General features: G+C 71.7%; 19 protein-coding genes. 10 read left to right on the top strand and 9 right to left on the bottom strand.

From position 1 onward, the window contains the following. Positions 1-49 precede the first annotated feature (49 nt). On the top strand, positions 50-1,207 hold the full coding sequence (locus AB0N03_RS33800; protein ID WP_364380266.1) for an integrase core domain-containing protein: 1,158 nt from the start codon (positions 50-52) through the stop codon (positions 1,205-1,207). Positions 1,208-1,299: 92 nt separating this feature from the next. On the opposite strand, the gene AB0N03_RS33795 is transcribed toward AB0N03_RS33800, so the two are convergent. Continuing rightward, a complete protein-coding gene (locus tag AB0N03_RS33795; RefSeq protein ID WP_364380264.1) occupies positions 1,300-2,106 on the bottom strand; it encodes an NAD(P)-dependent oxidoreductase in 807 nt (268 codons plus the stop codon). A 26-nt stretch (positions 2,107-2,132) separates the two neighbouring features. Next, positions 2,133-2,945 carry an IclR family transcriptional regulator gene (locus AB0N03_RS33790; RefSeq protein WP_364380262.1) on the bottom strand — a complete coding sequence of 271 codons (813 nt, stop codon included), beginning with the start codon at positions 2,943-2,945 and terminating at the stop codon, positions 2,133-2,135. A gap of 159 nt (positions 2,946-3,104) precedes the next feature. On the opposite strand from AB0N03_RS33790, the gene AB0N03_RS33785 reads away from it, so the two are divergent. The 7 genes from AB0N03_RS33785 to AB0N03_RS33755 all read left to right on the top strand — a co-directional run bounded on the left by AB0N03_RS33785 (position 3,105) and on the right by AB0N03_RS33755 (position 13,525). Beyond that, positions 3,105-4,610 carry a sodium:solute symporter family protein gene (locus AB0N03_RS33785; protein ID WP_364380260.1) on the top strand — a complete coding sequence of 502 codons (1,506 nt, stop codon included), beginning with the start codon at positions 3,105-3,107 and terminating at the stop codon, positions 4,608-4,610. 50 nt (positions 4,611-4,660) lie between these two features. After that, entirely contained in the window at positions 4,661-5,596 is a 936-nt protein-coding gene (locus AB0N03_RS33780) for a 5-dehydro-4-deoxyglucarate dehydratase (protein ID WP_364380258.1), read from the top strand. Then, entirely contained in the window at positions 5,596-6,852 is a 1,257-nt protein-coding gene (locus AB0N03_RS33775) for a glucarate dehydratase family protein (protein WP_364380256.1), read from the top strand. The genes AB0N03_RS33780 and AB0N03_RS33775 overlap by 1 nt, the downstream gene beginning before the upstream one ends. A gap of 4 nt (positions 6,853-6,856) precedes the next feature. Continuing rightward, positions 6,857-7,990 carry a hypothetical protein gene (locus tag AB0N03_RS33770; protein ID WP_364380254.1) on the top strand — a complete coding sequence of 378 codons (1,134 nt, stop codon included), beginning with the start codon at positions 6,857-6,859 and terminating at the stop codon, positions 7,988-7,990. 15 nt (positions 7,991-8,005) lie between these two features. Beyond that, positions 8,006-9,460: an aldehyde dehydrogenase (NADP(+)) gene (locus tag AB0N03_RS33765; RefSeq protein WP_364380252.1), complete on the top strand. Its 1,455-nt coding sequence runs from the start codon at positions 8,006-8,008 to the stop codon at positions 9,458-9,460. Between the two features lie 145 nt (positions 9,461-9,605). Beyond that, entirely contained in the window at positions 9,606-11,978 is a 2,373-nt protein-coding gene (locus AB0N03_RS33760) for a polysaccharide lyase 8 family protein (RefSeq protein WP_364380250.1), read from the top strand. Between the two features lie 71 nt (positions 11,979-12,049). Further along, entirely contained in the window at positions 12,050-13,525 is a 1,476-nt protein-coding gene (locus tag AB0N03_RS33755; RefSeq protein ID WP_364380248.1) for an NAD(P)/FAD-dependent oxidoreductase, read from the top strand. Between the two features lie 34 nt (positions 13,526-13,559). Here the strand turns inward: AB0N03_RS33755 and AB0N03_RS33750 are convergent, their stop codons facing one another. From AB0N03_RS33750 to AB0N03_RS33725, 6 genes are all read right to left on the bottom strand, one after another. Next, positions 13,560-13,682, bottom strand: coding sequence for a ribosomal protein bL36 (locus AB0N03_RS33750; RefSeq protein WP_364380247.1), 123 nt, complete (start codon positions 13,680-13,682; stop codon positions 13,560-13,562). A gap of 76 nt (positions 13,683-13,758) precedes the next feature. Continuing rightward, positions 13,759-14,928 (bottom strand): VWA domain-containing protein, encoded by a 1,170-nt coding sequence (locus AB0N03_RS33745; RefSeq protein WP_364380245.1) that lies wholly within the window; start codon positions 14,926-14,928, stop codon positions 13,759-13,761. Beyond that, positions 14,925-17,108, bottom strand: a complete 2,184-nt coding sequence (locus AB0N03_RS33740; RefSeq protein WP_364380243.1) for a DUF5682 family protein — start codon at positions 17,106-17,108, stop codon at positions 14,925-14,927. The genes AB0N03_RS33745 and AB0N03_RS33740 overlap by 4 nt, the downstream gene beginning before the upstream one ends. After that, a complete protein-coding gene (locus tag AB0N03_RS33735; protein WP_364380241.1) occupies positions 17,105-18,190 on the bottom strand; it encodes an AAA family ATPase in 1,086 nt (361 codons plus the stop codon). Before AB0N03_RS33735 ends, AB0N03_RS33740 begins: the two co-directional genes overlap by 4 nt. Continuing rightward, positions 18,187-19,572: a DUF5691 domain-containing protein gene (locus AB0N03_RS33730; RefSeq protein ID WP_364380240.1), complete on the bottom strand. Its 1,386-nt coding sequence runs from the start codon at positions 19,570-19,572 to the stop codon at positions 18,187-18,189. The genes AB0N03_RS33735 and AB0N03_RS33730 overlap by 4 nt, the downstream gene beginning before the upstream one ends. 103 nt (positions 19,573-19,675) lie before the next feature. Beyond that, positions 19,676-20,995: an SWIM zinc finger family protein gene (locus tag AB0N03_RS33725; protein ID WP_364380238.1), complete on the bottom strand. Its 1,320-nt coding sequence runs from the start codon at positions 20,993-20,995 to the stop codon at positions 19,676-19,678. 91 nt (positions 20,996-21,086) lie between these two features. Between AB0N03_RS33725 and AB0N03_RS33720 the strand changes: the two genes are divergently transcribed. Continuing rightward, on the top strand, positions 21,087-21,626 hold the full coding sequence (locus tag AB0N03_RS33720; protein WP_364380236.1) for a PadR family transcriptional regulator: 540 nt from the start codon (positions 21,087-21,089) through the stop codon (positions 21,624-21,626). 133 nt (positions 21,627-21,759) lie between these two features. Beyond that, positions 21,760-22,359 (top strand): GyrI-like domain-containing protein, encoded by a 600-nt coding sequence (locus AB0N03_RS33715; protein ID WP_364380233.1) that lies wholly within the window; start codon positions 21,760-21,762, stop codon positions 22,357-22,359. Positions 22,360-22,479: 120 nt separating this feature from the next. Here the strand turns inward: AB0N03_RS33715 and AB0N03_RS33710 are convergent, their stop codons facing one another. Further along, complete coding sequence (locus tag AB0N03_RS33710; RefSeq protein WP_364380230.1) at positions 22,480-24,546, bottom strand: AMP-binding protein; 2,067 nt, start codon at positions 24,544-24,546, stop codon at positions 22,480-22,482. Positions 24,547-24,788 lie beyond the last annotated feature (242 nt).

Genomic DNA, 24,788 nt, shown 5'->3' with positions numbered 1-24,788 from the left:
AGCGTTGTGGTTGCTGGCCATGACGCGGAAACGGGCGAAGATGCTGCTGATGGACGCGACGTTGGCGGTTCAGGCGAAGCTGGGGAACGTGTCGGAGTGGTGCCGGGTCAACGGTGTCGATAGGCGGACGTTCTATCGGCACCGTGCCCGGATCCTTGCCGAGGGCCAGTGGCGGGAGCGGTCGCGGCGGCCCAAAACCTCCCCGCATGCGACGCCGGAACCGGTGGTGGCCCAGATCGTGCGGCTGCGCACCGAGCTGATCCCCGACAACGGCGCTGACCCGATCCGGGACGCGCTGCAGGTGCTGGCCCTCGAGCAGGGCTGGGACGCGCGGGGCTGGCAGGTGCCGGCACGAGCCACGATCAACCGGATCCTGGCCCGCGCCGGCCTCCTCGAACGCAACCCGAAGAAACGACCGAAAGCCTCGCTGCGCCGCTTCGCCTATGCCCGGCCGCGGGACTGCTACCAGATCGACGCCACCGAGGTCGTCCTCGCCGACGGGACGACAGTGGTGGTCTTTGACGTGCTTGATGACTGCACCCGGCTGCTGGTGGCCTGCCACGCCGCTGTGTCTGAGACCTCGGCCGCGGCCATCGCCGCGGTCACCGCCGCCAAGGACGCCTGCGGCGCACCGGCGATTGTGCTGTCCGACAACGGATCCGCGTTCACCTCCCGGCACCGCGTCAACACCAAACCCTCGGCATTCACCTGCACCGTCACCGGCTGGGGCAGCCGCCTGATCCACTCCAGCCCGTATCACCCGCAAACCTGCGGCAAGGTCGAACGCCACCACCAGACCCTCAAACGCTGGCTCGCCTGCCAGCCCGTCCAGCCCGCGACCCTGGCCGACCTGCAGACCCTGCTCGACGCCTACCGCGATTACTACAACACCCGCCGCCGGCACAGCGCGCTCGGCCGCCGCACCCCGCACGACATCTGGGCCACCGCGCAACAGCTCGGCGGCCCCCAGCATCTGCCCGTCCAGGACGACGCGACCATCCACCAGCTCAAAGTCAGCGACAACGGCACCATCAACCTCGGCCGCGGCCACCGCATCCGCATCGGCACCGCCCACGCCGCACAGACCATCACCATCGTCGCCGACCACGACCGGGCCACCGCCTACACCAACGACGGTGACCCGATCGGCTACATCCACCTCGACCACACCAAGACCTACCAGGGCAAACTCACCCCGGCCGCCTAACATGTGTCACAACAACCGAGACAACCCTGCGACAGATCAACCGAGACAAAACAGGAACTCTAACTTCCTCAAGGTGGCCTTCACGAACTTCGTCAGAGCGGGTTGAAGACGCCCAGGGGAGCGGTGCAGAACGGGCCGCCGACGTACTCGGCCGCGGCCCCGGTCGGCGCGGGGCGGGAAGCCAGCTGCTCCGCGTACACCTCCGCGTCGTCCAGGGACTTGTAGCCCAGCGCCTCCGCCTCCGCCAAGGAGTAGATCCGGCGCGTGTTGTCCGAGACGCCCCAGATCAGCCGGTACCCCGGCGACGGCGCGGAAAGACAAGCCTCGAACAGCCGGGCGCCGTCGTCCGGCGAGAGCCACGTCGTCAGGCCGCGCGGGCCGAGCGGCAACGGCGTCTCGAAGCACGAGCCGATGCGGATCACGATCACGTCCATGCCGAAGCGCGAGTGGTACAGGCTCCCCAGCGCCTCGATCGCCGCCTTGCTGACGCCGTAGTACGTGTCCGGCCGCGGCGAAGAGTCCGCCGGCAGATCGGAGTCGTTCCGGCGGAAGCCGACCGCGTGGTTGCTGGAAGCCAGGATCACCCGCGAAATCCCCGTCGACCGCGCGGCTTCCAGCACCGTGTGCGTGCCGTTGATGTTGACGTCGAGCGTCGCTTCCCACGTGTTCTCGCGGCTGTGCCCGCCGAGGTGGATCAGCGCGTCGACGCCTTCGCACGCCGACGCCATCGCCGCCGGGTCGGTGACCGACGCCGTCACGACCTCTTCGGAGGCGTCCGATGCCGTCTGCGGGGCCAGGTCGAGCAGGCGCAGCACGCGGCCGTCGCGCTTCAAGCGGGGGCGCATCAGGGTGCCGACGACACCCGCCGACCCGGTGATGAGCACACGCTGGTCCGTCATGGGATTCCTCTCGGTAAAGGCGGCGGTCAGCGAATACCGGCCCGGCGCAGCTGCTGCCCGAGCTCGGCGGTGATTTCGGCGAGCAGCTCGCCGACGCGCTGCGCGTCGGCGTCGGTCACCTGGGAGATCGGCATCGAGCAGCTGATCGCGTCGGTGCCCGGGATCCGGTAGGGGATCACCGCGGCGACGCACCGGACGCCGAGGGTGCCTTCCTCGATCTCGGCGGCGTACCCGCGCTCGCGGGTCGCGGCGCACTCGGCGTGCAGGCCTTCGAGCGTGGTGATGGTGTTCGGCGTCAGCGCGGTCAGCGACGCCGGCATCAGCGCCTCGATCTCCTCCTGCGTCAGCTCGGCCAGCAGCGCCTTGCCCAGCGCGGTGGCGTGCGTGGGCAGCGTGCGTCCGACGCGCGAGACGAGGTGCGTGGAGCGCTGCGACTCGCGCGTCTCCAGGTAGACGACCTCGGTGCCGTTGCGCCGCGCGAAGTGCGCGGTGAAGCCGGTCTTCTCCCGGATGCGCTCCAGGGCTTCGGTGGCGAACGGGACGACGGCGTCGCGGTCCAGGTACGCCGTGCCGCAGATCAGCGCGCGTACGCCGAGGCGGTAGCGGGCGGTGTTGGCGTCCGCCTCCAGCCAGCCGGCCTCCAGCAGCGTCCGCAGCAGGCCGTGCAGCGACGAGCGCGGGAAGCCCGTGCGCGCGTGCAGGTCCGAAAGAGACAGCCAGACGTCATTCGCCGCGAAGGTCTCGATGAGGTCGACCGCGCGCCGCGCGGACTTCACTCCCGAGGATTCGGCGGGGGCACCGTCCACTCGGGCGTCCAGGTTGTCCACCTTCTGCGGCATTTGTGCGCCTCCGTCCGGCCGTTGACTTGTGACTCCGGCCATATTAGCGTCCCGAACAACGTTCTTATGGATGAACATAATCACTATAACAGACTCCGTTCATGGATGTGAACATCTCCTTCGAGACCGCATCACCGTGGACGCGGAAAGGAGCCTGCGGTGCACGCACTCGACTGGACGATGGTCTGCGCGTACTTCGCGCTGATGATCGTGATCGGCTGGTGGTCGCACAAACGGGTGAGCGATGTGAAGGACTTCTTCACGGCCGGCGGCAAGATGCCCTGGTGGCTGGCCGGCATCTCGCACCACATGTCCGGCTACAGCGCCGTGCTCTTCGTCGCGTACGCGGGCGTCGCGTACACCAGCGGCGTCACCGTGTACTTCTGGGGCTTCGCCAGCATCGGCATCGGCGTGGGCATCGGCAGCTGGCTGTTCGCCGCCCGCTGGAACCGGCTGCGCTCGAAGCTCGGCGTCGCCTCGCCGCTGGAGTACCTGGCGAAGCGGTACAACGTGCCGACGCAGCAGGCGCTCGCCTGGAGCGGCAGCCTGCTGAAGATCTTCGACATCGCGGCCAAGTGGTTCGCCGTCGCGACGCTGTTGCACGTCTTCGCCGGCCTGGACTACAACCTCGGCATCCTCATCACCGGCGCCGTCACCCTCGTCTACTGCACCATCGGCGGCCTGTGGGCCGACGCGCTCACCGACTTCGGCCAGTTCGTCATCCAGGGCATCGCGGCGATCGTGATGATCGTGGTGGTGCTGGGCAAGCTGGGCGGGATCTCCGCGCTCTGGACGATGTGGGACAAGCTGCCCGAAAACCACCTCGACCCGGTGACGTCCAAGTACACCACCATCTTCTTGCTCGTTTACGTGCTCGTGAAGACGCTGGAGTACAACGGAGGCATGTGGAACCTGGCGCAGCGCTACATGGCGGCGCCGAACACCCACGAGGCCAGGCGCAGCGCGCGGCTTTCGTCCGCGCTGTACCTCGTGTGGCCGCTGGTGCTGATGTTCCCGATGTTCGCGGCGCCGCTGCTCATCCCGGGCGTCAAGGACCCCACGCAGTCCTACGCGATCATGACGACCACGTTCCTGCCGCCGGGCCTGATCGGCCTGGTGCTGGCCGGGATCTTCTCGCACACCATGGCGATGGTCTCCTCCGACGCCAACGCGATCTCCGCGGTGATCACCCGCGACATGATCCCGGCGATGTTCCGCCGCACCCGGCAGTGGACCGACGTCCAGGGCCTCAAGGCGGCGCGGATCACCACGGTGATCTTCGTCGCGCTGACGATGCTCGTGGCCACGCAGGCGCAGAACCTCGGTGGCGTGCTGCAGATCGTCGTCAACTGGGTCGCCGCGCTGATGGGCCCGATCTCGATCCCGCTGCTGCTGGGCATGCTGCCGTGGTTCCGCAAGTGCGGCCCGCGCGCGGCGCTGATCTCCTGGGCGGGCGGCCTGCTCGACTACGGTCTCTGCTACTACGTCTTCAACGCGAACCAGACGGTGCTCGTCGCGACGCCGATCCTGGTCTCGCTCGCCCTGTACGTCGGCCTCGGCCTGATCGCGCCCGAGCGCAGCGCGGTCGCCGATGAGATCGTCGACACCGTGAACACCGACGACGACGTCGACCGCACGAAGGAAGGCACGGCCGTGCCCGCCTGACGCTGGCCACACCCGGCCGAAACCGAAGAAGGACGAGAGAGCGGAAACTGATGGCACAGAACGAGATCGAGCTGGACGGCCTGCTGGCGTTCCCCCTCACCCCGTTCACCGAGGACCTCGAGGTCAACCTCGACGCGCTCGCGGAGAACGTGGAGAGCCACATCGCGGCCGGCGCCGGTGCGCTGTTCGTCGCGTGCGGCACCGGCGAGTTCAGCTCGCTCTCGCCCGCCGAGCACGCCTCGGTGCTCACCCGGTCCCGGGAGGTGGCCGCCGGCCGCGTCCCGGTCTGGGTGGGCGCCGGCGGCGGCGCGGCGGCGGCCCGGGCCGGGATCGCGGCGGCCCAGGCCGGGGGCGCCGACGGCGTCCTGCTGCTGCCGCCGTACCTCGTTTCCGGGCCGCAGGCGGGGCTGGTCGACTTCGTCCGCTACGCCGTCGGCGACTCGTCGGTGCCGGTGATCGTCTACCACCGCGGCACCGGCGTGTTCGGCGCGCCGGCCGCGGCCTCGCTGCTGGAGATTCCCTCGATCGTGGGCCTCAAGGACGGCTACGGCGACGTCGAGGTGATGACCCGGATCGTCACCACGATCCGGTCGCTGGACACCGAGCGGGCGCGGAACTTCCTGTTCTTCAACGGCTTGCCGACCGCGGAGGTCTCGGCCAAGGCGTACGCCTCGATCGGCGTCGCCCGCTACTCCTCGGCCGTGCACTGCTTCGCGCCCGAGATCGCGCACCGCTTCCACCGCGCGCTCGGCGAGGGCGACACCCGCGTGATGGACGCGCTGCTGACCGGCTTCTACCTGCCGCTGGTGGCGTTGCGGGACGAGACGCCCGGCTTCGCCGTGTCCCTGGTCAAGGCCGCCGCCCGGTTGCGCGGCGACAAGGTCGGCCCGGTCCGGCCGCCGCTGGTCGAGCCGACACCGGAGCAGATCCACCGGCTCGAGAAGGTCGTGGAGGACGGCTTCGTCACGCTGAAGGCGCTGGGCTGATGAAGATCCTCGATGTGGTGCTGACGCCGGTCGCGTTCGCCGACCCGCCGCTGCTCAACGTCATGGGCGTGCACGAGCCGTTCGCGCTGCGCAGCGTCGTGCAGGTCAAGTGCGAAGACGGCATCGTCGGGCTCGGCGAGTCCTACGGCGACGACGCGTTCCTCGGCGAGGTGCGCAAGGTGCTGCCGCAGCTGCGCGGCCACGACGTCTTCGACCTGCCCGGTCTGCAGCGGCTGGTCGCGCGGGCGCTCTCGGACACGGTCCTCACTGACGCCCACGGGCTGATCGGCGGCTTCTCCATCCGCAAGACCGTCGCGAGCGTCTACTCGCTGTTCGAGGTCGCGTGCCTCGACGCGCAGGGGCAGTACCTCGGCCGCTCGATCACCGACCTGCTCGGCGGCAAGGCCCGCGACGCCGTCGAGTTCTCGGCTTACCTGTTCTACAAGTACGGCAAGCACGTCGACGGCCGTGAAGACTCCTGGGGCGAGATCACCACACCGGAGACGCTGGTCGGCTCCGCGAAGCGGATGATCGACGAGTACGGCTTCCGCTCGATCAAGCTCAAGGGCGGCGTCTTCGAGCCCGCGCAGGAGGTCGAGGGGATCCGCGCGCTGGCCGAGGCGTTCCCCGGGCACCCGCTGCGGATCGACCCGAACGCCGCGTGGACGGTCGAGACGAGCATCCGGGTCGCGGCCGAGCTGGACGGCGTCCTGGAGTACCTCGAAGACCCGACACCGGGCATCGAGGGCATGGCGCGGGTGGCCGAAAAGGCGTCGATGCCCTTGGCCACCAACATGTGCGTGGTGAACTTCGGCGACATCGACCCGGGCTTCCGGGCGCGCGCGATCGGCGTGCTGCTCTCGGACCACCACTTCTGGGGAGGTCTGCGGGCGACGCAGTCCCTGTCGACGACGTGCGAGAGCTTCGGCGTCGGCCTGTCGATGCACTCCAACAGCCACCTCGGCATCAGCCTGGCCGCGATGGTGCAGGTCGCCGCGGCGACCCCGCACCTGACCTACGCCTGCGACACGCACTGGCCGTGGAAGGTCGAGGACGTCATCGAGCCCGGCGTGCTGGAGTTCCGCGACGGTGCCGTGGCGGTGCCGCCGGCCCCGGGCCTCGGCGTCAAGCTGGACGAGGACGCGCTGGCCCGGCTGCACGAGAACTACGTCCGATGTGGACTGACCAAGCGGGACGACGTGACCTACATGCGCAAGTACGTCGAGGGCTTCGAGCCGAACACGGCGAGGTGGTGATCCGGTGAAGGTGACGGGATACGCCTACCCCTGGGACGTCCTGGAGGCCGGGTTCGCCGCGCGCGCCCGGGATCTCGGCGTCGACGAGGTGGCCGTGGCGCTGTCGTACCACAGCGCTCGCGCCGCGACGCCGTGGTCGGCTTCGCACACCGCTGTGGTCGCGCGGCACGCGGCCTTCTACCGGCCCTTGCGGTCCGAGGCCTGGGGCTCACTGCGTCCGTCCACTCCGGACTGGGTGTCGTCGGAGGACAGTGGGGGTGACGCTGTCCGGCTCCTCAACGAAGCCGGGATCCCGGCGGCCGCCTGGATCGTGCTGACCCACAACTCCCAGCTCGGCTACGAGCACCCGGACGTCGTGGTGCGCAACTGCTTCGGCGAGGCCTACCCCTGGGCTCTGTGCCCGTCGCAGCCCGCGGTGCGCGAGTACGCCGCGACGCTGACCGCGGAAGCCGTCGCCGGGCTCGAGCTGTCGTCGGTGATCCTCGAGGCCTGCGGCCCGCTCGGCGCGGTGCACCAGCACCAGCACGAGAAGACCGACGGCGTCTGGGCGCCCGCGGTGGCCCGGTTGTTGTCGATCTGCTGCTGCGACGCCTGCGCTTCTTCGTGGGATCTCGACGCCGAAACCGTCCGCGCCCAGCTCGTCGAGGAGGTCCGGCGGCTGGTCGCGACCGGTGACCTGGGCGTCACGGCCGACGACCTGCCGCCGTCGCTGACCCAGCTGCTGCTGCGGACCCGGCAGAAGGCGACCGACGAGCTGCGGGCCGCGGTGCTGGCCCAGCTGCCCGAGGGGACGCGGGTCGTGCTGCACGGCGCGCTCGACCCGTGGGTCACCGGCGCGCTGCCCGGCCTGACGCCGTCCGCTGCGGACGACGTCGACGCGGTCGTATTGTTCGGGTGGGCGCCCGCCACCGGCGCCGAGGCCGTCGCGGCGGCCAGGGAAGCGCTGCCCGACCGGGTCGCGATCGGCAGCTACATCACCGCGGTCGCCGCCGCGCCGGTGCCGGACATCGCCGGGTACGTCGGCGAGCTGGCCAAGGCAGGCGCCGCGGAGCTGCACCTGTACCACCTCGGACTGGCCGGTCCGGGTCGCTGGAGCGACCTGGGCACGGCCACCGCCGCCGCCCACGAAACGCACTGAGGAGCTGTACCCGAAATGAGCCAGGCCACTGACACCGCCACGCTCGAGAAGATCCTGACGGGGGCCGCCGCGGCCGCCCGCCCCGCCGCCGCGGCCACCCCGGCCGAGCGCGCCCGCTGGCTGGTCGCGGCCGCCGACGCCCTCGACGCCGCCGCGGACGACCTCGTCCCGCTCGCGCACCGCGAGACCCACCTGCCCGCCACCCCGCGGCTGGCCGGCGAGCTGAAGCGCACGACGTTCCAGCTCCGCCTGTTCGGCGAGGTGCTCACCGACGGCGAGTACCTCGGCGCCACCGTCGACCACGCCGATCCGGACTGGCCGATGGGCCCGCGCCCGGACATCCGCCGCGTGAAGACCGCGATCGGCCCGGTGCTGGTGTTCGCGGCCAGCAACTTCCCGTTCGCGTTCAGCGTCGCCGGCGGCGACACGGCGTCCGCGCTCGCCGCGGGCTGCCCGGTGATCCTCAAGGCCCACCCCGGCCACCCCGAGCTGTCCGCGCTGACCGGCCGGGTCGTGCGCGAAGCGCTGGTCGGCGCGGGTGCGCCCGAAGGCATCTTCGACGTCATCTTCGGCCAGGACGAGGGCGTCACCGCGCTGAAGGACCCGCGGATCGCGGCGGCGTCGTTCACCGGCTCCATCCCCGGTGGGCGGGCGCTGTTCGACATCGCGAACGCGCGGCCGCGGCCGATCCCGTTCTACGGCGAGCTCGGCAGCGTCAACCCGGTCGTCGTCACCGAGGCCGCCATCGCCGCGCGCGGGGAAGCCGTGGCCAAGGGCTACGCCGGGTCGTTCAGCCTCGGCGCCGGCCAGTTCTGCACCAAGCCGGGCCTGCTGTTCCTGCCCGAGGACCACAACCTGACCGAGACGCTTCGCTCGGCGCTGGACGGCGCCGCGGCCCAGCCGATGCTCAACGACCGCATCGCCGCCGGGTACGCCGACAAGCTGGCGCAGCTGCGGGAGGTGCCCGGCGTCGAAGTCGTGTCCGAGTCGGCTTCGGAATCGCCGGCCTTCACGCCGACCCTGTTGGCGACCACCGGCAAGCAGTTCCTCGAAGGCGGCGACGCGGTGCACGAGGAGTGCTTCGGGCCGGCGTCGCTGATCGTCACCTACGCCGACCAGGCCGAGCTGCTGCGCCTGCTCGACGTCATCGAACCGGGGCTCACCGCCACGATCCACGGCGAGGAGTCCGATGTGGACTGGATCCGGCCGGTGCTGCCGGCGCTGGCCCGCATCGCCGGCCGGCTGCTGTGGAACGACTGGCCCACCGGCGTTACGGTGAGCTGGGCCCAGCAGCACGGCGGCCCGTACCCGGCCACGACGGCCCCGACCACGACGTCCGTCGGCACCGCCGCGATCGAGCGTTTCCTGCGCCCGCTGGCGTGGCAGGGCTTCCCGGACGCCCTGCTGCCCGAACCCCTGCAGGAGGCCAACCCCTGGCAGCTGCCCCGCCGCACCAACGGCTCCCGCTGACCCGCTGATCCCGCGGGGGCGCCCCCCGTTTCCACTCTATCGCCCGGCACCGACAGTTTCCGGTGCCGAGAACCGAATCCGCCGCCGCACAACTGAATCCCTTTCCCCGCAAGCCAAGGCTGTCTTGATCCTGGGAGTCGTCGTCATGCCCGTGAACCGGAGAAATGCCCTGCGCGGTGGTGCCCTGGCGGCCGCTTCCACCGTGCTCCTGACCCGCCCGGCCTTCGTCGCCGGCGCCGCACCCGCGGCCGGCCCCGCGGCCGCGACCGGGGCGCCGGCCGCGACCGCGCCGATCGTCGCGGCCTACCGGCAGCTGCAGTCCGGCATCAACCGGCCGTCGCCGGAACGCACCGAGGCGCTGGCCAACCTGGGTCGCGTCGCCAAGGCGTACAACGCGAGCCTGTCCGTCGCCGGCGGTGGCGCTCCACTGTGGACGGACCTGCCGCTCGGCCCGGGCAGCGACTACACGACGTCGATGTACGCCCGGCTGCGCGCGATCGCCGTCGACTGGGGCACGCCGGGTGGCGCCCTGTCCGGCGACCCGGTGGTGCTCGACCGGATCAAGGCGGCGCTCGAGCTGATCCACGCGAGCCAGTACAACCCGGACGTCGGCGAGATCGGCAACTGGTACACCTACGAGATCGGCGTCCCGTACTACGTGCTGCACACGCTTTCGGTGGTCGCCGACCAGCTGACCGCCGACGAGCTGGCCCGGTACGTCAGCCCGATCAAGCGGTTCGTCGGCAACCCGAACGTCCGCGCGAACAACACCGCGGTCGTCGAGACCGGTGCCAACCGCGCGGACAAGGCCCTGATCTCGATCGTCGCCGGCGCGCTGATCGGCGACACGGCGTGGATCAAGACGGGCATCGACGCCCTCACCGACGTCGCGGGCGGAGGAGCGGCGAGCGTCGTCGCCAAGCTGGACCGCGCGGCGGGCGACGGCTTCCACGTCGACGGCTCGTTCATCCAGCACGACACCATCCCGTACCCCGGGCACTACGGCATCGTCCTGCTCACCGCGCTCGCCGGCGCCATCCACGTCACGGCGGGCACCGGGTTCGCGTTGCCGCAGGCGCTCAAGGACAAGATCTACGCGCTGGTCGCGGACAGCTTCGCGCCGTTCGTCTACGCGGGCGCGCTGATGGAGCCGGTCCGCGGCCGGATGCTGTCGCGGCAGGGCGAGACCGGGCACGACATCGGCCACCAGCTGACGGTCGCGACGCTCGTGCTGGCCCGCACGGCGTCGGGGAAGACGAAGACCGACCTCAACGCCCTCGCCGCGAAGTGGATCAAGGAAGGCACCTACGCGCCGTTCCTGAAGATCCCCGACCCGGAGCGGTTCGCGCCCGGCCCGGACCTGGTGGCGACGCCGGGCATCGAGTTCGCGCAGGACATGCTGGCCTCGGGCGCGCGCCCCGCGCGGGTCGTCGCCACGCACCGGGACTTCGGCCAGCAGGACCGGATGGTGCACGTCACCGACGACTGGTCGGCGTCGCTGGGCGTCAGCTCGACGCGGATCTCGCGCTACGAGTCCATCAACGGCCAGAACCTCAAGGGCTACTACGTCGGCGACGGCGTGCTCTACACGTTCCTGCCGAACGCCAAGGGCCACTACACCGACGCCTACTGGCCGACCGTCGACCCGTTGCTGCTGCCGGGCACGACCGAGAACGACGGCCCGGTGGACCCGAAGTTCGGCAACGTGCCGGTCGGCCCGAACCCGCACACCGGCGGCGTCCGCTGGGACGACAAGCACGGCACCTACGCGTTCGACTTCAAGTCCTGGGACGGGTCGCTGGTCGCCAAGAAGTCGTGGTTCTTCACGCCGTCCGGGATCGTCTGCCTCGGCGCGGGGATCACCGGCACCTCGGCGGCGAAGGTGCGCACGACGATCGAGAACCGCAACCTCGGCGAAGGCGGTCGCGGTGCCTTGACCGCGGACTTCCGGCGCGTCGCGACCGACCTCGGGAAAGCCTCCGCGCTGCGGCGGCCGCACTGGGTGCACCTGGAGAACGTCGGCGGATACGTGCTCCTGGACGACGCTTCGGTGACGGCGTTGCGCGAGGACCGCACCGGCGCGTGGCGCGACATCGACACGGGCGCCAACACCAAGGGCACCACGACGCCGAACACGCGTCGCTACCAGAAGCTGGTGCTGGAGCACGGCGCGCAGCCGACGGACGCGAAGTACGCGTACGCGGTGCTGCCCGGGGCGTCGGTCCTCGGCACGGTCGCCGCGTCCTGGGCGTGGCAGGTGCGGGCCAACACCGCGACGGTCCAGGCCGTCCAGGTCGGCGACACGCTGCTGGCGAACTTCTTCGCGGCCGGTTCGGTCGGCGACGTGCGCGTCTCCGGGCCCGCGTCGGTCGCGATCGGGAGGTCCGGGTACCGGCGCGTGCTGGCGGTTTCGGACCCGACGCAGACACAGGACAGCGTCACGGTGACCGTGCACGGCAAGTCCGTGGTGGTGCCGCTCAAGGGCTCGTTCGGCGCGACGAAGGTCGTGCCTGGGTAAGTGGTCCTCCCCGCCGGACCGGTGCCCCGACCCGGTCCGGCGGGGTCCCCACCTCGGTTAGGCTGGACTTCATGACCCCCGCCGAGCACCTGGACGTGCTGATCGTGGGCGCCGGCCTGTCCGGCGTCGGCGCGGCCTGCCGGCTCCAGGAGCGGCTGCCGGGCAAGACGTACGCCGTGCTCGAGGCGCGCGACACCATCGGCGGCACGTGGGACCTGTTCCGCTATCCGGGTATCCGGTCCGATTCGGACATGTTCACCCTCGGCTACCCGTTCCGCCCGTGGAAAGACCCGAAGGCGATCGCGGACGGCCCGTCGATCCTGTCGTACATCCAGGAGACGGCCGCCGCCCACGGGGTCGTCGATCGGATCCGCTTCGGGCACCGGGTCGTGCGGGCCTCGTGGTCGTCGTCGGACGCGCTCTGGACGGTCTCGACCGAGCACGGCGCGACGTTCACCTGCCGGTTCCTGTACCTGTGCAGTGGTTACTACTCCTACGACAGCGGGCACGTCGTCGACTTCCCGGACCGGTCGGAGTTCGCGGGGGAGATCGTGCACCCGCAGCACTGGCCCGCTTCGCTGGACTACGCGGGCAAGCAGGTCGTGGTGATCGGCAGCGGCGCGACGGCGGTGACGCTGGTCCCGGCGATGGCCGCGCAGGCCGCGCGGGTGACGATGCTGCAGCGCTCGCCCTCGTACATCGTGGCGCGGCCGGGGAAGGACGCACTCGCCGACCGGATCCGGGCGCTGTTGCCGGAGAAGCTCGCGCACCGGATGGTGCGCGGCAAGAACGTGGTCATGGGGACGCTGTTCTTCCAGCTGATGCGGCGGCTGCCTCGCCGCGCGGCCCAGGCGTTACGGGATCGGGTGGCGGCGCAGCTGCCGGCGTCGATCCCGGTGGACCCGCACTTCGTGCCGTCGTACGACCCGTGGGACCAGCGGCTGTGCCTGGTGCCGGACGCGGACCTGTTCCGGGCGCTGCGCTCGGGCAAGGCGGACATCGTGACGGACCGGATCGCGCGGTTCACGGCTTCCGGCGTTCTCTTGGAGTCGGGACGGTCGTTGCCGGCGGACGTCATCGTGACGGCGACCGGGCTTCGGCTGGTGGCGTTCGGCGGGATCGCGCTGACGGTCGACGGGCGCGCGATCGAGCCGGGGGAGCAGCGGGCGTACAAGGGGATGATGTTCGGCGGCGTCCCGAACCTGGCGTGGTGCGTGGGCTACACGAACAACTCGTGGACGCTGCGGGCGGATCTGACGTCCCAGTACGTGTGCCGGCTGCTCGGGTACCTGGATCGGCGCGGGTATGCGTATTGCGCCCCGGACGCCGCTTCGGCTTCGACGGCGGGGCGGCCGCGCCCGATCGTGGACCTGGCGTCGGGGTACATCAAGAGGGCCGCCCCCGGCCTGCCGAAGCAGGGTGAGAGGCGGCCCTGGATGATGCGCCAGAACTACTTGCTGGATCTGGCCGACATGCGGTTCACCCGCGTGGACGACGGAGTGATGCGCTTCGGCCGCGCGGAGGATCGGGCACCCGCGGCGCGGTGAGCGGCTCGGCCGTCTCCCCTCCTGGCGCCGGGCGTCAGCCCTGGCGGGCCTTCGAGCGCGGGTTGTCCTTGTTGATCACCAGCACCTTGGCGCCCCGGCGGATCACCTGGGCACCCGGCTGCCGGGCGAGCGAGCGGATCGAGCTGCGGACCTTCATGGCGAGCCGTCCTTCCTGCGGGACCTGTCCCGCACACCCTCGTCAACCATCCGCCGGGTCGGTTTAATCCCGCAACTCAGCTGGTCTCGCGGGCCACCCAGGCCTGCAGGTCGTCACCTCGGATCGCCGCCGCCATCAGCTCCGGGAACTGGTCCGGGGTGCACGCGAACGCCGGGACGCCCAGCTCCGCCAGCGCCGCCGCGTTCTCGTGGTCGTACGACGGCGCGCCCGAGTCGGACAGCGCCAGCAGCGTCACCACCTGGACACCCGCGCCGACGAGCTCGCCGATCCGGTGCAGGAGCTCGTCTTCGTCGCCGCCCTCGTACAGGTCGCTGATCAGCACCAGGAGCGTCTGCTCGGGCCGGCCGACCAGGCCCTGGCAGTACGCGATCGCCCGGTTGATGTCGGTGCCGCCGCCCAGCTGGGTGCCGAACAGCACGTCGACCGGGTCGGCGAGGTGCTCGGTCAGGTCCGCGACCTCCGTGTCGAACGCGACGAACGACGTCCGCAGCGCCCGCATCGACGCCAGCACTGCGCCGAACAGCCCCGAATACACGACCGACTCCGCCATCGACCCCGACTGGTCCACGGCGAGGATGACGTCGCGCTGCACCGCCTGCTGACGCCGGCCGAAACCGACCAGCTGCTCCGGCACGATCGTGCCCAGCTCGGGTGAGTAGTGCTTGAGGTTCCGGCGGATCGTGCGCGCCCAGTCGACGTCGCCCGGCCGGGGCCGGTGCGTGCGCGACGCCTTGTCCAGCGCACCCTTGATCGCCGCGCGCGTGCGCTCGGCGAGCCGCTCCTCCAGCTCCTCGACCACCTTGCGGACGACCTCGCGCGCGGTCTCCTTGGTCTCCTCCGGCAGCACCCCGTTCAGCGAGAGCAGCGTCCCGACCAGGTGGACGTCCGGCTCGACCGCCGAGAGCAGTTCCTTCTCCAGCAGCATCCGGGTCAGCCCCAGCCGGTCGACGGCGTCGCGCTGCATCACCTGCACGACGGTGCTGGGGAAGTAGCGCCGGATGTCGCCCAGCCAGCGTGCGACCCGCGGCGCCGACGCCCCCAGGTTCGCGCTGCGCGGGCCGCCCGCCGCTTCCTCGTCCGGCTTGTCGTAGAGGGCGGCCAGTACCGCGTCGACCCCACTGTCCTCATCGGACAGTTCGGCGTCGGCCAGCTCCGACCCGGGACCCGCGCCCTCGCCGCCCAGCACCAGCCGCCAGCGCCGCGTGCGCTCGGTGTCCGCGCTCATCGTGCCCCCACTCCCAGCAGCGTCGCGAGAACCGGCAGCACCCGCTCCGCCCGGTCCTCGTCCAGTTCCTCGGCCGTCGCCGCGACCGCCGCGGTGCCGGTGAGCCCGGCCGCGCGGTGCCCGATCGCCCGCTTCTCGGGTCCGCTGAACGCCCCGAAAGTGCGGCGCAGCAACGGAAGCACCTCGGTGAAGACGTCGTCGTGGATCGCCGCGAGCCACGCGTCGATCACCCGCAGCAGGCCTTCGTCGTGCACCAGCAGCAGCGCCCCGCCGTCGAAGAAGCCCTCGACGTACGCCGCGCCCGCCGACGGCGCGATGCCCGGCGTCAGCGCACGGCCCAGCCGCAGCTCGATGTCCAGCGCGTCGAGCCGCCCGGCGTCGTGCAGGATCCGGGTGAGCCGGCCGGCCAGCAGCGGTGGCAGCGACGGCCGTTCGGCCAGCCGCGCCAGCGCCGCGAGCCAGCGCGTCTTCGGGTCGTCACCCAGCAGGGACGTCGCGTCGTGCACCCCGTCGACCAACTGGGCCATCCGGGCCGCGGCGTCGTCGTCGATCCCGTGCGTCGCCGGCGGCAGCCCGGCGCAGATCCGGTCGAGCATGCGGTCGGCGACCGCGCGCAGCGCACCGGTGTCGGTGCCGCGCACGTTCCCGTACCGGGTCGCCCTGGCCAGCGCGGGCAGCGCCGACATGAGCCGGGCGACGTCCGCGTCCGCCGCCGCTCGCGCGTCGAGGGCCGCCAGCGCTTCGGGCAGCGCCTCCGGCAGGTCGGCGAGCAGGCAGTTCTCGACGGCCGTGGTCACCTCGTCGAGCGGAGGCGTGCCCTCGACGGTGTCGCGCACCGCGGAAGTCGCCGCCGACGGCACGGTGGTGCCGTGCACCGCCGCCGCGACCAGGTCGACCTCGAACGCCGGCTCCCAGCACAGCGCCCAGGTCTCCCGGAACGTGCCCTTGTTCCGCCGCGCCGACGCCTCCCGGCTGCCCCACTCGATGCCGAGGATCCGCAGCCGGTGCAGCAGCTTCGAGCGGTCGAGCCCGCCGGGCGTCCGCAGGTCGAGGTCGAGCTCCTTGACCATCGGGTCCTTCTTGAGCCGCAGGCGTTTCGCCGTCGCGGTCAGGTCCGCGGCCAGCGGCGGCTGCGGCACGCGGTCGGGCACCTCGCCGAGCCGTTCGCCGACGACCAGCCGCCGCGTGACCAGCTCGACCTGCACCTCGTCACCGCCGCAGAGCACGGATCGGGTGGCTTCGGTGACCTCGGCCAGCCCGGCCGACGACCGCCCGCGCAGCGTGGCCAGGGTCTCGGCCAGCCGGACCGCCTCGATGACGTGCGCGGTCGAGACGGGCAGGTCCTCCTCCCGCAGCACCCCCGCGACGCCCGTCAGCCAGCGCGTGGTGACGTTTTCGGCCGTGGTGAAGAGGTGGTGGTACCAGCCCGGCGACCGCACGCCCGCGCCGTAGCCGCTGGCCGTGGCGAGGCGGCCGTGGGTCCACGGCACCCAGGTGCACGCGACCTTCCGCTTCGGCAGTCCTTTGAGGACCGTCTGGTCGTGCGACGCCGGCGGCAGCGGGTCGGCCAGCGCGGGCACGTGCCAGGCGCCGCAGACGACGGCGATGTTCTCGTAGCCGTCCTTGCGGGTGCGGCGCAGCACCGAGCGCATGTAGGCCTCGCGCCGCGCTTCGGTGCCGCGCGGCGGCTCTTCGTCCTCCCGCAACGCGGTCATCGCCTCGGCGATCACCTCGAAGGGGTTGTCGTCGCCGCGCCGCGACTCGACGACGTCGTCCCACCAGCGTTCCGGGTCGTCGTAGCCGCCGGCCGAGGCCAGCGCGGCCAGCGGGTCACCGGGCGGCCCGCCGTGCTCGTCCGGCCCCGCGGCGAACGTGTTCGCGGCCGGCAGGTCGCAGAACCGCACCGGGATCCCGGCTTCGCGTGCGTAGGCGAGCGCCTGCCACTCCGGGCTGAAGACGGCGAACGGCCAGAACGCGGCGCGCGAGACGTCGTCGGTCGCGTACGCCAGCAGCGCGACCGGCGGCGCCATCGCCGGGTCTTCGGTCAGCTCGACCAGGACGTCGGCCTCGGGTGGGCCCTCGATCAGCACGACGTCGGGTTCGAGCTCGGCGAGCCGCGCCGCCACGGCCCGGGCCGAACCCGGGCCGTGGTGGCGGATGCCGAGCAGGTGCGTCGTCACGAAAATTCCTGGCCCGCCCGGTAGAAGTCGGCCCAGCCGTCGCGCTCGCGGACGACCGTCTCGAGGTATTCGATCCAGATCGCGCGGTCGGCCACCGGGTCCTTGACCACCGCGCCGTGGATGCCGGCCGCGATGTCGTGCGGGCGCAGCACCCCGTCACCGAAGTGCGTGGCCAGCGCGAGCCCGCCGGTCAGCACGCTGATCGCCTCGGCCGTCGAAAGCGTGCCGGACGGCGACTTCACCGCCGTGCGGCCGTCTTCGGTGCGGCCGGAGCGCAGCTCGCGGAACACCGTGACCACCCGCCGGATCTCCGCCAGCTCGGCGGCTTCCGTGGGCAGCTGCAGCGACGCGCCCAGCTCGGCGACCCGCCGGCTGACGATCTCGACTTCGGCCTCGGCGCTGTCCGGCAGCGGCAGCACGACGGTGTTGAACCGCCGCCGCAGCGCGCTCGACAGCTCGTTGACGCCCTTGTCGCGGTTGTTCGCCGTGGCGATCAGGTTGAAGCCCGGCCGCGCCTGGATCTCGGTGCCGAGTTCCGGGATCGGCAGCGTCTTCTCGGACAGGATCGTGATCAGCGAGTCCTGGACGTCGGCCGGGATACGCGTCAGCTCTTCGAGCCGGGCGAGCTTGCCGTCCCGCATCGCGTGCAGCAGCGGGCTTTCGACCAGCGCGGCGGCGCTCGGGCCCTCGGCGATCAGCCGGGCGTAGTTCCAGCCGTAGCGGATCGACTCCTCCGACGTGCCCGCGGTGCCCTGCACCAGCAGCGTCGAATCCCCGCTGATCGCGGCCGAAAGGTGCTCCGACACCCACGTCTTCGCGGTGCCGGGCACACCGAGCAGCAGCAGCGCGCGATCGGTGGCCAGCGTCGCGACGGCGACCTCGATCAGCCGCCGCGGGCCGACGTACTTCGGCGTGATCACGGTGCCGTCGGGCAGGGTGCCGCCGAGCAGGTACTCGACGACGGCCCACGGGGACAGGTTCCAGCTGGGCGGCTTGACCCGGTCGTCGGCGGCGGCCAGCGCGGCGAGCTCGGCGGCGTGGTCCTGTTCGGCGTGCGGCCGGAGGACGGTGGGGGCAGTCATGCGAGCTCCTCGTACATTTCGCGGCGGAAGTTCAGCGTTTCGGTGAGCGCCCGGCGCCACGGACCGGCGTCCATGGTCAGGCGGGTGGTGGCGAGCGGGTGGCGCAGGCACGCCGCGGGGACCGCGCGGGCGATCACGACGGCGGCGTGCGAGACGAGGCGGTGGTCGTCCTGGCGGGCGATCCAGTCGAGCAGGGCGGTGCCGAGTTCTTTCGTCCACGGCCGGGGCAGCTCGTGCACCAGCCGCGCGAACGACTCGACCGGCAGCCGGCTCACCAAGTGTCCGATGGTGGCGGCCTGGCTCGCCGGGCTCAGCACGCCGAGCAGCGGGGGCGTGGTGCGGCCGCCGGGATCGGCGCCGATCAGCGCGTGCGCCCAGCTTTCGTCGCGCTGGCGCAGGGCCGCGGTGGCCCAAGAGTCGCGCAGCACGCCGGCCGGGCAGCCCTCGACGGTCATCCGCACGACTTCGGCGGGCGGGCCGAACTCGGTCCAGAAGGCCAGCGGAGCGGCGGCGGCGAGGGTGCGCAGCCGGACGGTGCCTTCGCCGCGTTCGCCTTGCGGGACGGAGACTTCGAGCACCCGGCCCTTCCGGCGGACCAGGGGCCGCAGCCGGTCGGCCATGGTCTCGCCGTACCGCGTGCCCGGCAGCCGGCCGAGCAGCTCGGCGGCCCGTTCGCGGACGGCGGCGGCGCGATCGGTGAGGGCGGCTTCGAGGAAGGTTTCGTCCTCGGCGCCGACGTGCCCGGCGAGCACGCCGAGGAAGTCCGAGCGGACGTCGGCGGGTTCGCTCTTCCAGGATCCTTGGAGGGCTTCGCGGGCGACGCTCGGATCGTCGGCCAGCTTGGCGGCGAGCCAGCGGCGGCGCTGGGCGAGGCTGCCGTACTGCCAGACGTCTTTTTCCGCCTCGGCCGGCGCGCAGAGGAAAGCCCAGTCGGGATTCCGCTGCCCGAGCCAGGCCCCGACGGGCCCGGCGACGGCGACGAGCGGCCCTCGCAGGGCGGCCTTGCTGCGCGCGGCTTCGGCGAGCAGGGGAAGGGTTTCGGGCGGGACGCGGTAGTCCGTGCCGGCGACGATGCCGAGCCACTCGAGGAGGAGATCGGGATGGCTGGCGGCGAGCAGCCGGGCCAGCCGTTCGCGCGCGAGGGGAGGAACGAAGGGCCGTTCGTCCGGCGCGGCGACGGGCAGGGGGCGGACATCGCTTTGCGCACGCCGCCCGGCGCGCCGGTAGGTGGTGAGGACGGCCGCGGCGGCGAGGAGCTGTTCGGCGGGGTCTTCGCGGTCTTCGATGAGGTTTCGGACGGCGGGCGGTTGGGTGGCGGGGTCGAGGGTGCGCCGGCGGGTGCCGAGCAGCGCGGTGCCGACGAGGTCTTCCCAGGCTTTCACGGCTTCACCGCCTTCCGGGGTTGGTGAGGTGGTGCGGCAGGGATCTCCGCGCGGGGTGGGTTCGGCTTCCGGCTTCTCGGTCGGAGGGCGCGCAGCTTTTCGTTCACAGCCGGACCGCCCGGTCGTCCTGCCAGCACATCAGCGGCCGCAACCCCGACTGGCTCCACTCGCCCGCCACCGTCAGCGGCTTGCCCGCCGACATCGCCAGCAGCGACCACGGGAACGCGTACGGCACCAGCGGCAGCGCCGTCCCGTCCTTTTCGGACAGACACCACCCACCCGCGTGCTCGGCGGGCGTCACCCCCGACAGCAGTACCGGCCAGCGTTCCAGCCACGGGTCCGCCGCCATCGCCCGCGCGTACGCCGCCAGTGCGTCCGAGATCGAGCCACCCTCGGCGGCCGGGGCCGGCAAGGGGATTCCGCGCTCCGCCACCAGGGCTCGCATCGGCGCCGCACCCGGGTAGAACGCCAGCTCCGCCGTCAGGAAGTGCCCGGGTGGCAACGACGCGTCCAGCGGCCGCCCCGGCGGAGCGAACGACAGCACCAGCGCGTCCCGGCCGGTGAGCCGCCCGCGCAGCCACGTGCGGCGCGTGAGCAACCGGTCGTTCTCCTCGTCGGCCGCGCCCGTGATCAGCCACTCGTCCGACACGCGCTCGCCGCTCTCCAGGACCCGGGCGGTCTCCACCGAGAAACCCAGCCGGGTCCGGACGGTCTCCGCCAACGGCACCGGCAGCGAATCCAGCCGGGTCGCCGCGTCCGCCAGCAGGTACAGCAACGACAACTCGCCGAGCAGCGCCTCCGGCCAGTCGCGACGGCCGACGATCCCCGCCGCCCGCCGGAGACCGCCCGCCAGGCCGGACGCCTGTGCGTCCACCATCCGCGCCGCGACCGTGCGCAGCTCGTCACCGCCACTGCGCTCGAAACCGGCGAAGCCCGCGCCGATGCGGTCGGTCAGCCAGACCTTCAGCTCCGCGACGCCGCCTTCGACGCGCGCCACCCGCTCCGAAGCTCGTCGCGCGGCCGCTTCCTCGTCCTTCGGCCCGGCCGCTTCCGCCCGTTTCTCCGCCCGCTGGGCGCGATCGGCGCGTTCGGCGAGCCAGGTGTGCACCCACTCGGGTGGCTCGGCCGGGTCGAGCTGCCGCGCGGCCCACAACATCAGCAACCCCAGCGCGTGCTTGCACGGGAACTTCCGGCTGGGACAGGAACACCGGAACGCGGGCTCGGCCAGCTCGACGCACGTCTGGTACGGCTTCTTGCCACTGCCCTGGCAGAAGCCCCACACGGCGTCTTCGGACGCACCCGCGCCCGACCACTTCGCCGGCGCGGCCAGCGCCCGGCCCGCCTTCTCCGAAGCGGGATCCGGCGCCAGCCCGGCCACGCGTTCCGCGGTCCACGGCACCGCCGTCACCACCTGTCCCCCCACTGTTCGTCCTCGCTTTCCGGTCCTCGCTGAAGCATGCCAGCACCCACCGACAATTTCCGGCACCTGACTATTCTAGTGCTAGAATAGAAGCGTGCTGACCGATGCGGAGCTGACCGTGCTCGGCCTGGTGGTGGAGCGGCCGAGGCACGGCTACGAACTGGACGAGGTGATCGCGGAGCGCGGCATGCGCGACTGGACCGCCCTCGGCTTCAGTTCGATCTATTACGTGCTCGGCAAACTCCGCGACCGCGGCCTGGTCGCCGAGGCCGCGGGGGAGCGGGCGCACGCGAAGGCCAAGAAGACGTACACGGCGACCGACGCGGGCCGGCGAGCGTGCGCGGCGGCCGCGGAGGCGGCCATCGCCGAACTCCGCCCGGTGCACCCGCCCGTGCTGATCGGGCTGGCCAACAGCCCGGCGATCCCGCCCGAACGGCTTGAAGCGGCATTGGCCCGGCGCGTCGAGGCGGTGGAGGAGCGGCTCGCCGAAGTCCGCCGCGCGGCCGAAGCCGACGCTCCGCCGTTCGTCCGGGCGATCTTCGACTACTCGATCAAGCAGCTCGAAGCGGAAGCCGAGTGGCTGGAAGGGCTGAGGGCTGGTCATCGGCCCGGCGACCCGGCGGCCGCGGGGTAAGGCATTCGGCGAAGCCGGGTGCCGCGAATGACTCATTCGCGGCGTGCGAGGTCCCGAATGAGTCATTCGCGACGCTCGCGCGAACCGCCGCGGGTGACAGGTGGTCTGGTCATGAACTGGGGAAAGGAACCCGATGCCCTACGACGTCAAGAAAGACCTGAAGCAGCTGTACGCGCCGAAGAACACCGACTGGGCCCTGCTCGACGTCCCCGAGCAGCAGTTCCTCGCGATCGACGGCCGCGGCAACCCGAACACCGCGGACAGCTACCAGAACGCCGTTCAAGCCCTCTACGCCTTCGCCTACACGATCAAGATGACGGCCAAACGGACCGGTGAAGACTTCGTCGTCGGCCCGCTGGAAGGCCTGTGGTGGGCCGCGGACTACGCCGCGTTCACCGTGCGGGCCAAGGACTCCTGGCAGTGGACCATGCTCATCTCGCTCCCGGGAACGATCGGCGAAGACGCCGTCGAGGAAGCCCGGGAATCGGTGAAGCGCAAGAAGAAGATCGACGCGCCCGTCCGGCTCGAGAAACTGCACGAGGGCCGCTGCGCGCAGGCGCTCCACATCGGCTCGTACGACGACGAAGGTCCGATCCTCGCGCGTCTGCACGACGAATTCCTCGTGCAGCACGGACTCGAGCCGGCCGGCCTGCACCACGAGGTCTACCTCGGCGACCCGCGGAAGACCGAGCCCGCGAAGCTCAAGACCGTGTTGCGTCAGCCGGTCGGCTGATCGAGCTCGGCGAGGCCGCTTTCCCGGCGCTCACGCCGTGTTTCTGCAGGCGGTCGCGGACGTCGTCCGGGATTTTCGGGTCCGTCGCGCGCCAGCGGCGGTCGGGGGTGTGTTCGGGCATCAGTAGTCGGAGGTCGCCGGCCAGGTGTCGTCGTGCAGCAGGCGCTTGAGGATCTTGCCCGTGGCGTTGCGGGGCAGGTCCGGCACGAAGTACACGTCGCGCGGCACGGCGAACCGGGCCAGCCGCTGGTGGATGTAGGCCCGGATGTCCTCGGCGTGCAGCGAAGCGCCGCGCCGCGGGACGACGTACGCCGCGAGGCGCTGGCCCCACTCCGCGTCCGCCACGCCGACCACCGCCGCGTCGTGCACGCCGGGCAGCGCCACCAGCGCCTCTTCGACCGGACGCGGGAACACGTTCTCGCCGCCGGACACGATCATCTCGTCGGCGCGCCCGGTGACGAACAGCCGGCCCGCCGCGTCGAGGTAGCCGACGTCGCCGGTGGCCATCAGGTCCGCCGCACGCGCCGGGTCCGTGCCGTTCGTGTAGCCGTCGAACAGCATGTCGTTGCCGACGAAGATCTGGCCTTCACCGCCCGGCGGGACGGGCTTGCGCTCCTCGTCGAGGATCGCGACGCGCGTGCCCAGCGGGCAGCGCCCGGCCGTGCCCGGCGCCGCGCGCAGGTCGCCCGGGTCGGCGATGCTCGCCCAGGACACTTCGGTCGAGCCGTAGAAGTTGTAGAGGACGTCGCCGAAGGTGTCCATGAACTGCGTGACGAACGTGCCGGACAGCGCGGACCCGCTGCTCGCGACGATCCGCAGCGACGACAGGTCGTAGCGCGCCCGCACCCGCTCGGGCAGGTCCATGATCCGCTGCAGCATGATCGGCACCGCGAACAGCGCGTCGCACTTCTGCTCGGCGATCGCCCGCAGCGTCTCCTCGGCGTCGAACCTGCGGATCAGCGCGAGCGACGCCCGCAGCGCCATGCCGAGCTGCATCGCGGCCAGGCCCCAGCTGTGGAACAGCGGCGCCGCGACGAGGATCCGGTCGCCGGCGCGCAGCGGGATCCGGTCGAGGATCGCCGCGGCCGTCCCCATGCCCTTGGGCGTGGGGCGCCGCGCACCCTTCGGCGTCCCGGAGGTCCCGGACGTGAGCACGACCACGCGGCCCGGCCGGGCGACCGGCTTGGGCGGGTCGGCGGGCGCGGCGTGGATCAGCTCGTCGACGGTCGGGTAGCCGGTTTCGGCGTCCGGCCACGTGCTGATCCGGGCGAACTCGCCCGGGACGTTCGCGATGGTCTGCGCGAACTCGTCGTCGGCCAGCACGGCGGCCGGCTCGTGCTCGGCGAGGACGTCCTTGACCGAGGCCGCGGACAGGCCGGTGTTGAGCAGGATCAGGTCGGCGCCGAGCTTGCTGGCGGCGACGAACGACTCGACCATCGCGGCGTGGTTGCGGCACATCAGCGCGATCCGGTCGCGTTCGCCGACGCCGAGCTCGCTCAGCCCGTTCGCGAGCCGGTCGCTGCGCTCCTGGACCTGCCGGAACGTGCGGAGGCTGCGCTCGTCGTGCAGCGCGGGCTCGTCGGGGACGCGGGCCGCGGCGGCCTGGTAGCCGCCGGCGATGGTGGCGCCCCACTGGGCGAGCGAGCTGAGCTGGCGGGCGATCTTGTCCGGCCGGCCCGCGCTGAGGACGCCGGCGCGCAGCAGGATACTCGTGGTGCGCAGCTTGGTGGCCTTGTTGCCGTCGCGGTCGGCGTCGGGGTCGGACTGCCCGGCCAGGTGCAGGTCGAGGCGCCGCGCGAGGACGCGCACGTCCTTCTTCGCCGACGACACCAGATCCAGGTGCGACGGCGGCAGCATCATCCGGACGAACAGCTCGGTCTTGCCGCCGGCCAGCGGTCTCAGCTCGAGGGAGACCCACGTGCCCTCGTCCGGGACGCCACACCACACGACGTGCTCGCCCGGCCGGTACACGACGGCCTGGACCTGCGCCTCCATCATGCGCCCGCGCTCGGCCACGATCCGGATCACGCCCTTGGGCCCCCGGCCGCGCGCGGCTTGCTCGGTGATCTCGCACCCGGCGATCTCGGGAACGAACCTCGAGTACCACTCCGGCGACCCGACGATCTGCCACACCACGTCCGGCGTGTGCCCGACCACCGCACTCGCTTCGACCACATCGTCACGCATCTTCGTCTGCCCTCACCGCACGCTTTTCGGGGGTCCGGGTGGCGGCGCCCCCGGCCCGGAGCGGAGCTCCGGCTGTCACAGCAGTGTCACCGAACACACGTTCAGATCACGGAGGCGTCACAGTAACAGCAAACGGGTGATCCCGGATACTCCGAACGGCCAGATACCGGAGGGTAACGGACACTCGCAGTAGGTACTCCTAATGTCCACTGTGGAGTGATTAACGCCGTTCACCGAGGATA

The organism is Amycolatopsis sp. NPDC051061 (assembly GCF_040682935.1).
Classification (GTDB): Bacteria; Actinomycetota; Actinomycetes; order Mycobacteriales; family Pseudonocardiaceae; genus Amycolatopsis.
This window is presented reverse-complemented; position numbering and strand designations above follow the sequence as displayed.

Bases quoted from the DNA above. Each gene is read 5' to 3' on its own strand.
- AB0N03_RS33735 (WP_364380241.1), bottom strand. From the start codon at position 18,190: ATGACTGCCCCCACCGTCCTCCGGCCGCACGCCGAACAGGACCACGCC.
- AB0N03_RS33800 (WP_364380266.1), top strand. From the start codon at position 50: ATGGACGCGACGTTGGCGGTTCAGGCGAAGCTGGGGAACGTGTCGGAG.
- AB0N03_RS33745 (WP_364380245.1), bottom strand. From the start codon at position 14,928: ATGAGCGCGGACACCGAGCGCACGCGGCGCTGGCGGCTGGTGCTGGGC.
- AB0N03_RS33755 (WP_364380248.1), top strand. From the start codon at position 12,050: ATGACCCCCGCCGAGCACCTGGACGTGCTGATCGTGGGCGCCGGCCTG.
- AB0N03_RS33790 (WP_364380262.1), bottom strand. From the start codon at position 2,945: ATGCCGCAGAAGGTGGACAACCTGGACGCCCGAGTGGACGGTGCCCCC.
- AB0N03_RS33760 (WP_364380250.1), top strand. From the start codon at position 9,606: ATGCCCGTGAACCGGAGAAATGCCCTGCGCGGTGGTGCCCTGGCGGCC.
- AB0N03_RS33795 (WP_364380264.1), bottom strand. From the start codon at position 2,106: ATGACGGACCAGCGTGTGCTCATCACCGGGTCGGCGGGTGTCGTCGGC.
- AB0N03_RS33710 (WP_364380230.1), bottom strand. From the start codon at position 24,546: ATGCGTGACGATGTGGTCGAAGCGAGTGCGGTGGTCGGGCACACGCCG.
- AB0N03_RS33780 (WP_364380258.1), top strand. From the start codon at position 4,661: ATGGCACAGAACGAGATCGAGCTGGACGGCCTGCTGGCGTTCCCCCTC.
- AB0N03_RS33750 (WP_364380247.1), bottom strand. From the start codon at position 13,682: ATGAAGGTCCGCAGCTCGATCCGCTCGCTCGCCCGGCAGCCGGGTGCC.
- AB0N03_RS33775 (WP_364380256.1), top strand. From the start codon at position 5,596: ATGAAGATCCTCGATGTGGTGCTGACGCCGGTCGCGTTCGCCGACCCG.
- AB0N03_RS33765 (WP_364380252.1), top strand. From the start codon at position 8,006: ATGAGCCAGGCCACTGACACCGCCACGCTCGAGAAGATCCTGACGGGG.
- AB0N03_RS33715 (WP_364380233.1), top strand. From the start codon at position 21,760: ATGCCCTACGACGTCAAGAAAGACCTGAAGCAGCTGTACGCGCCGAAG.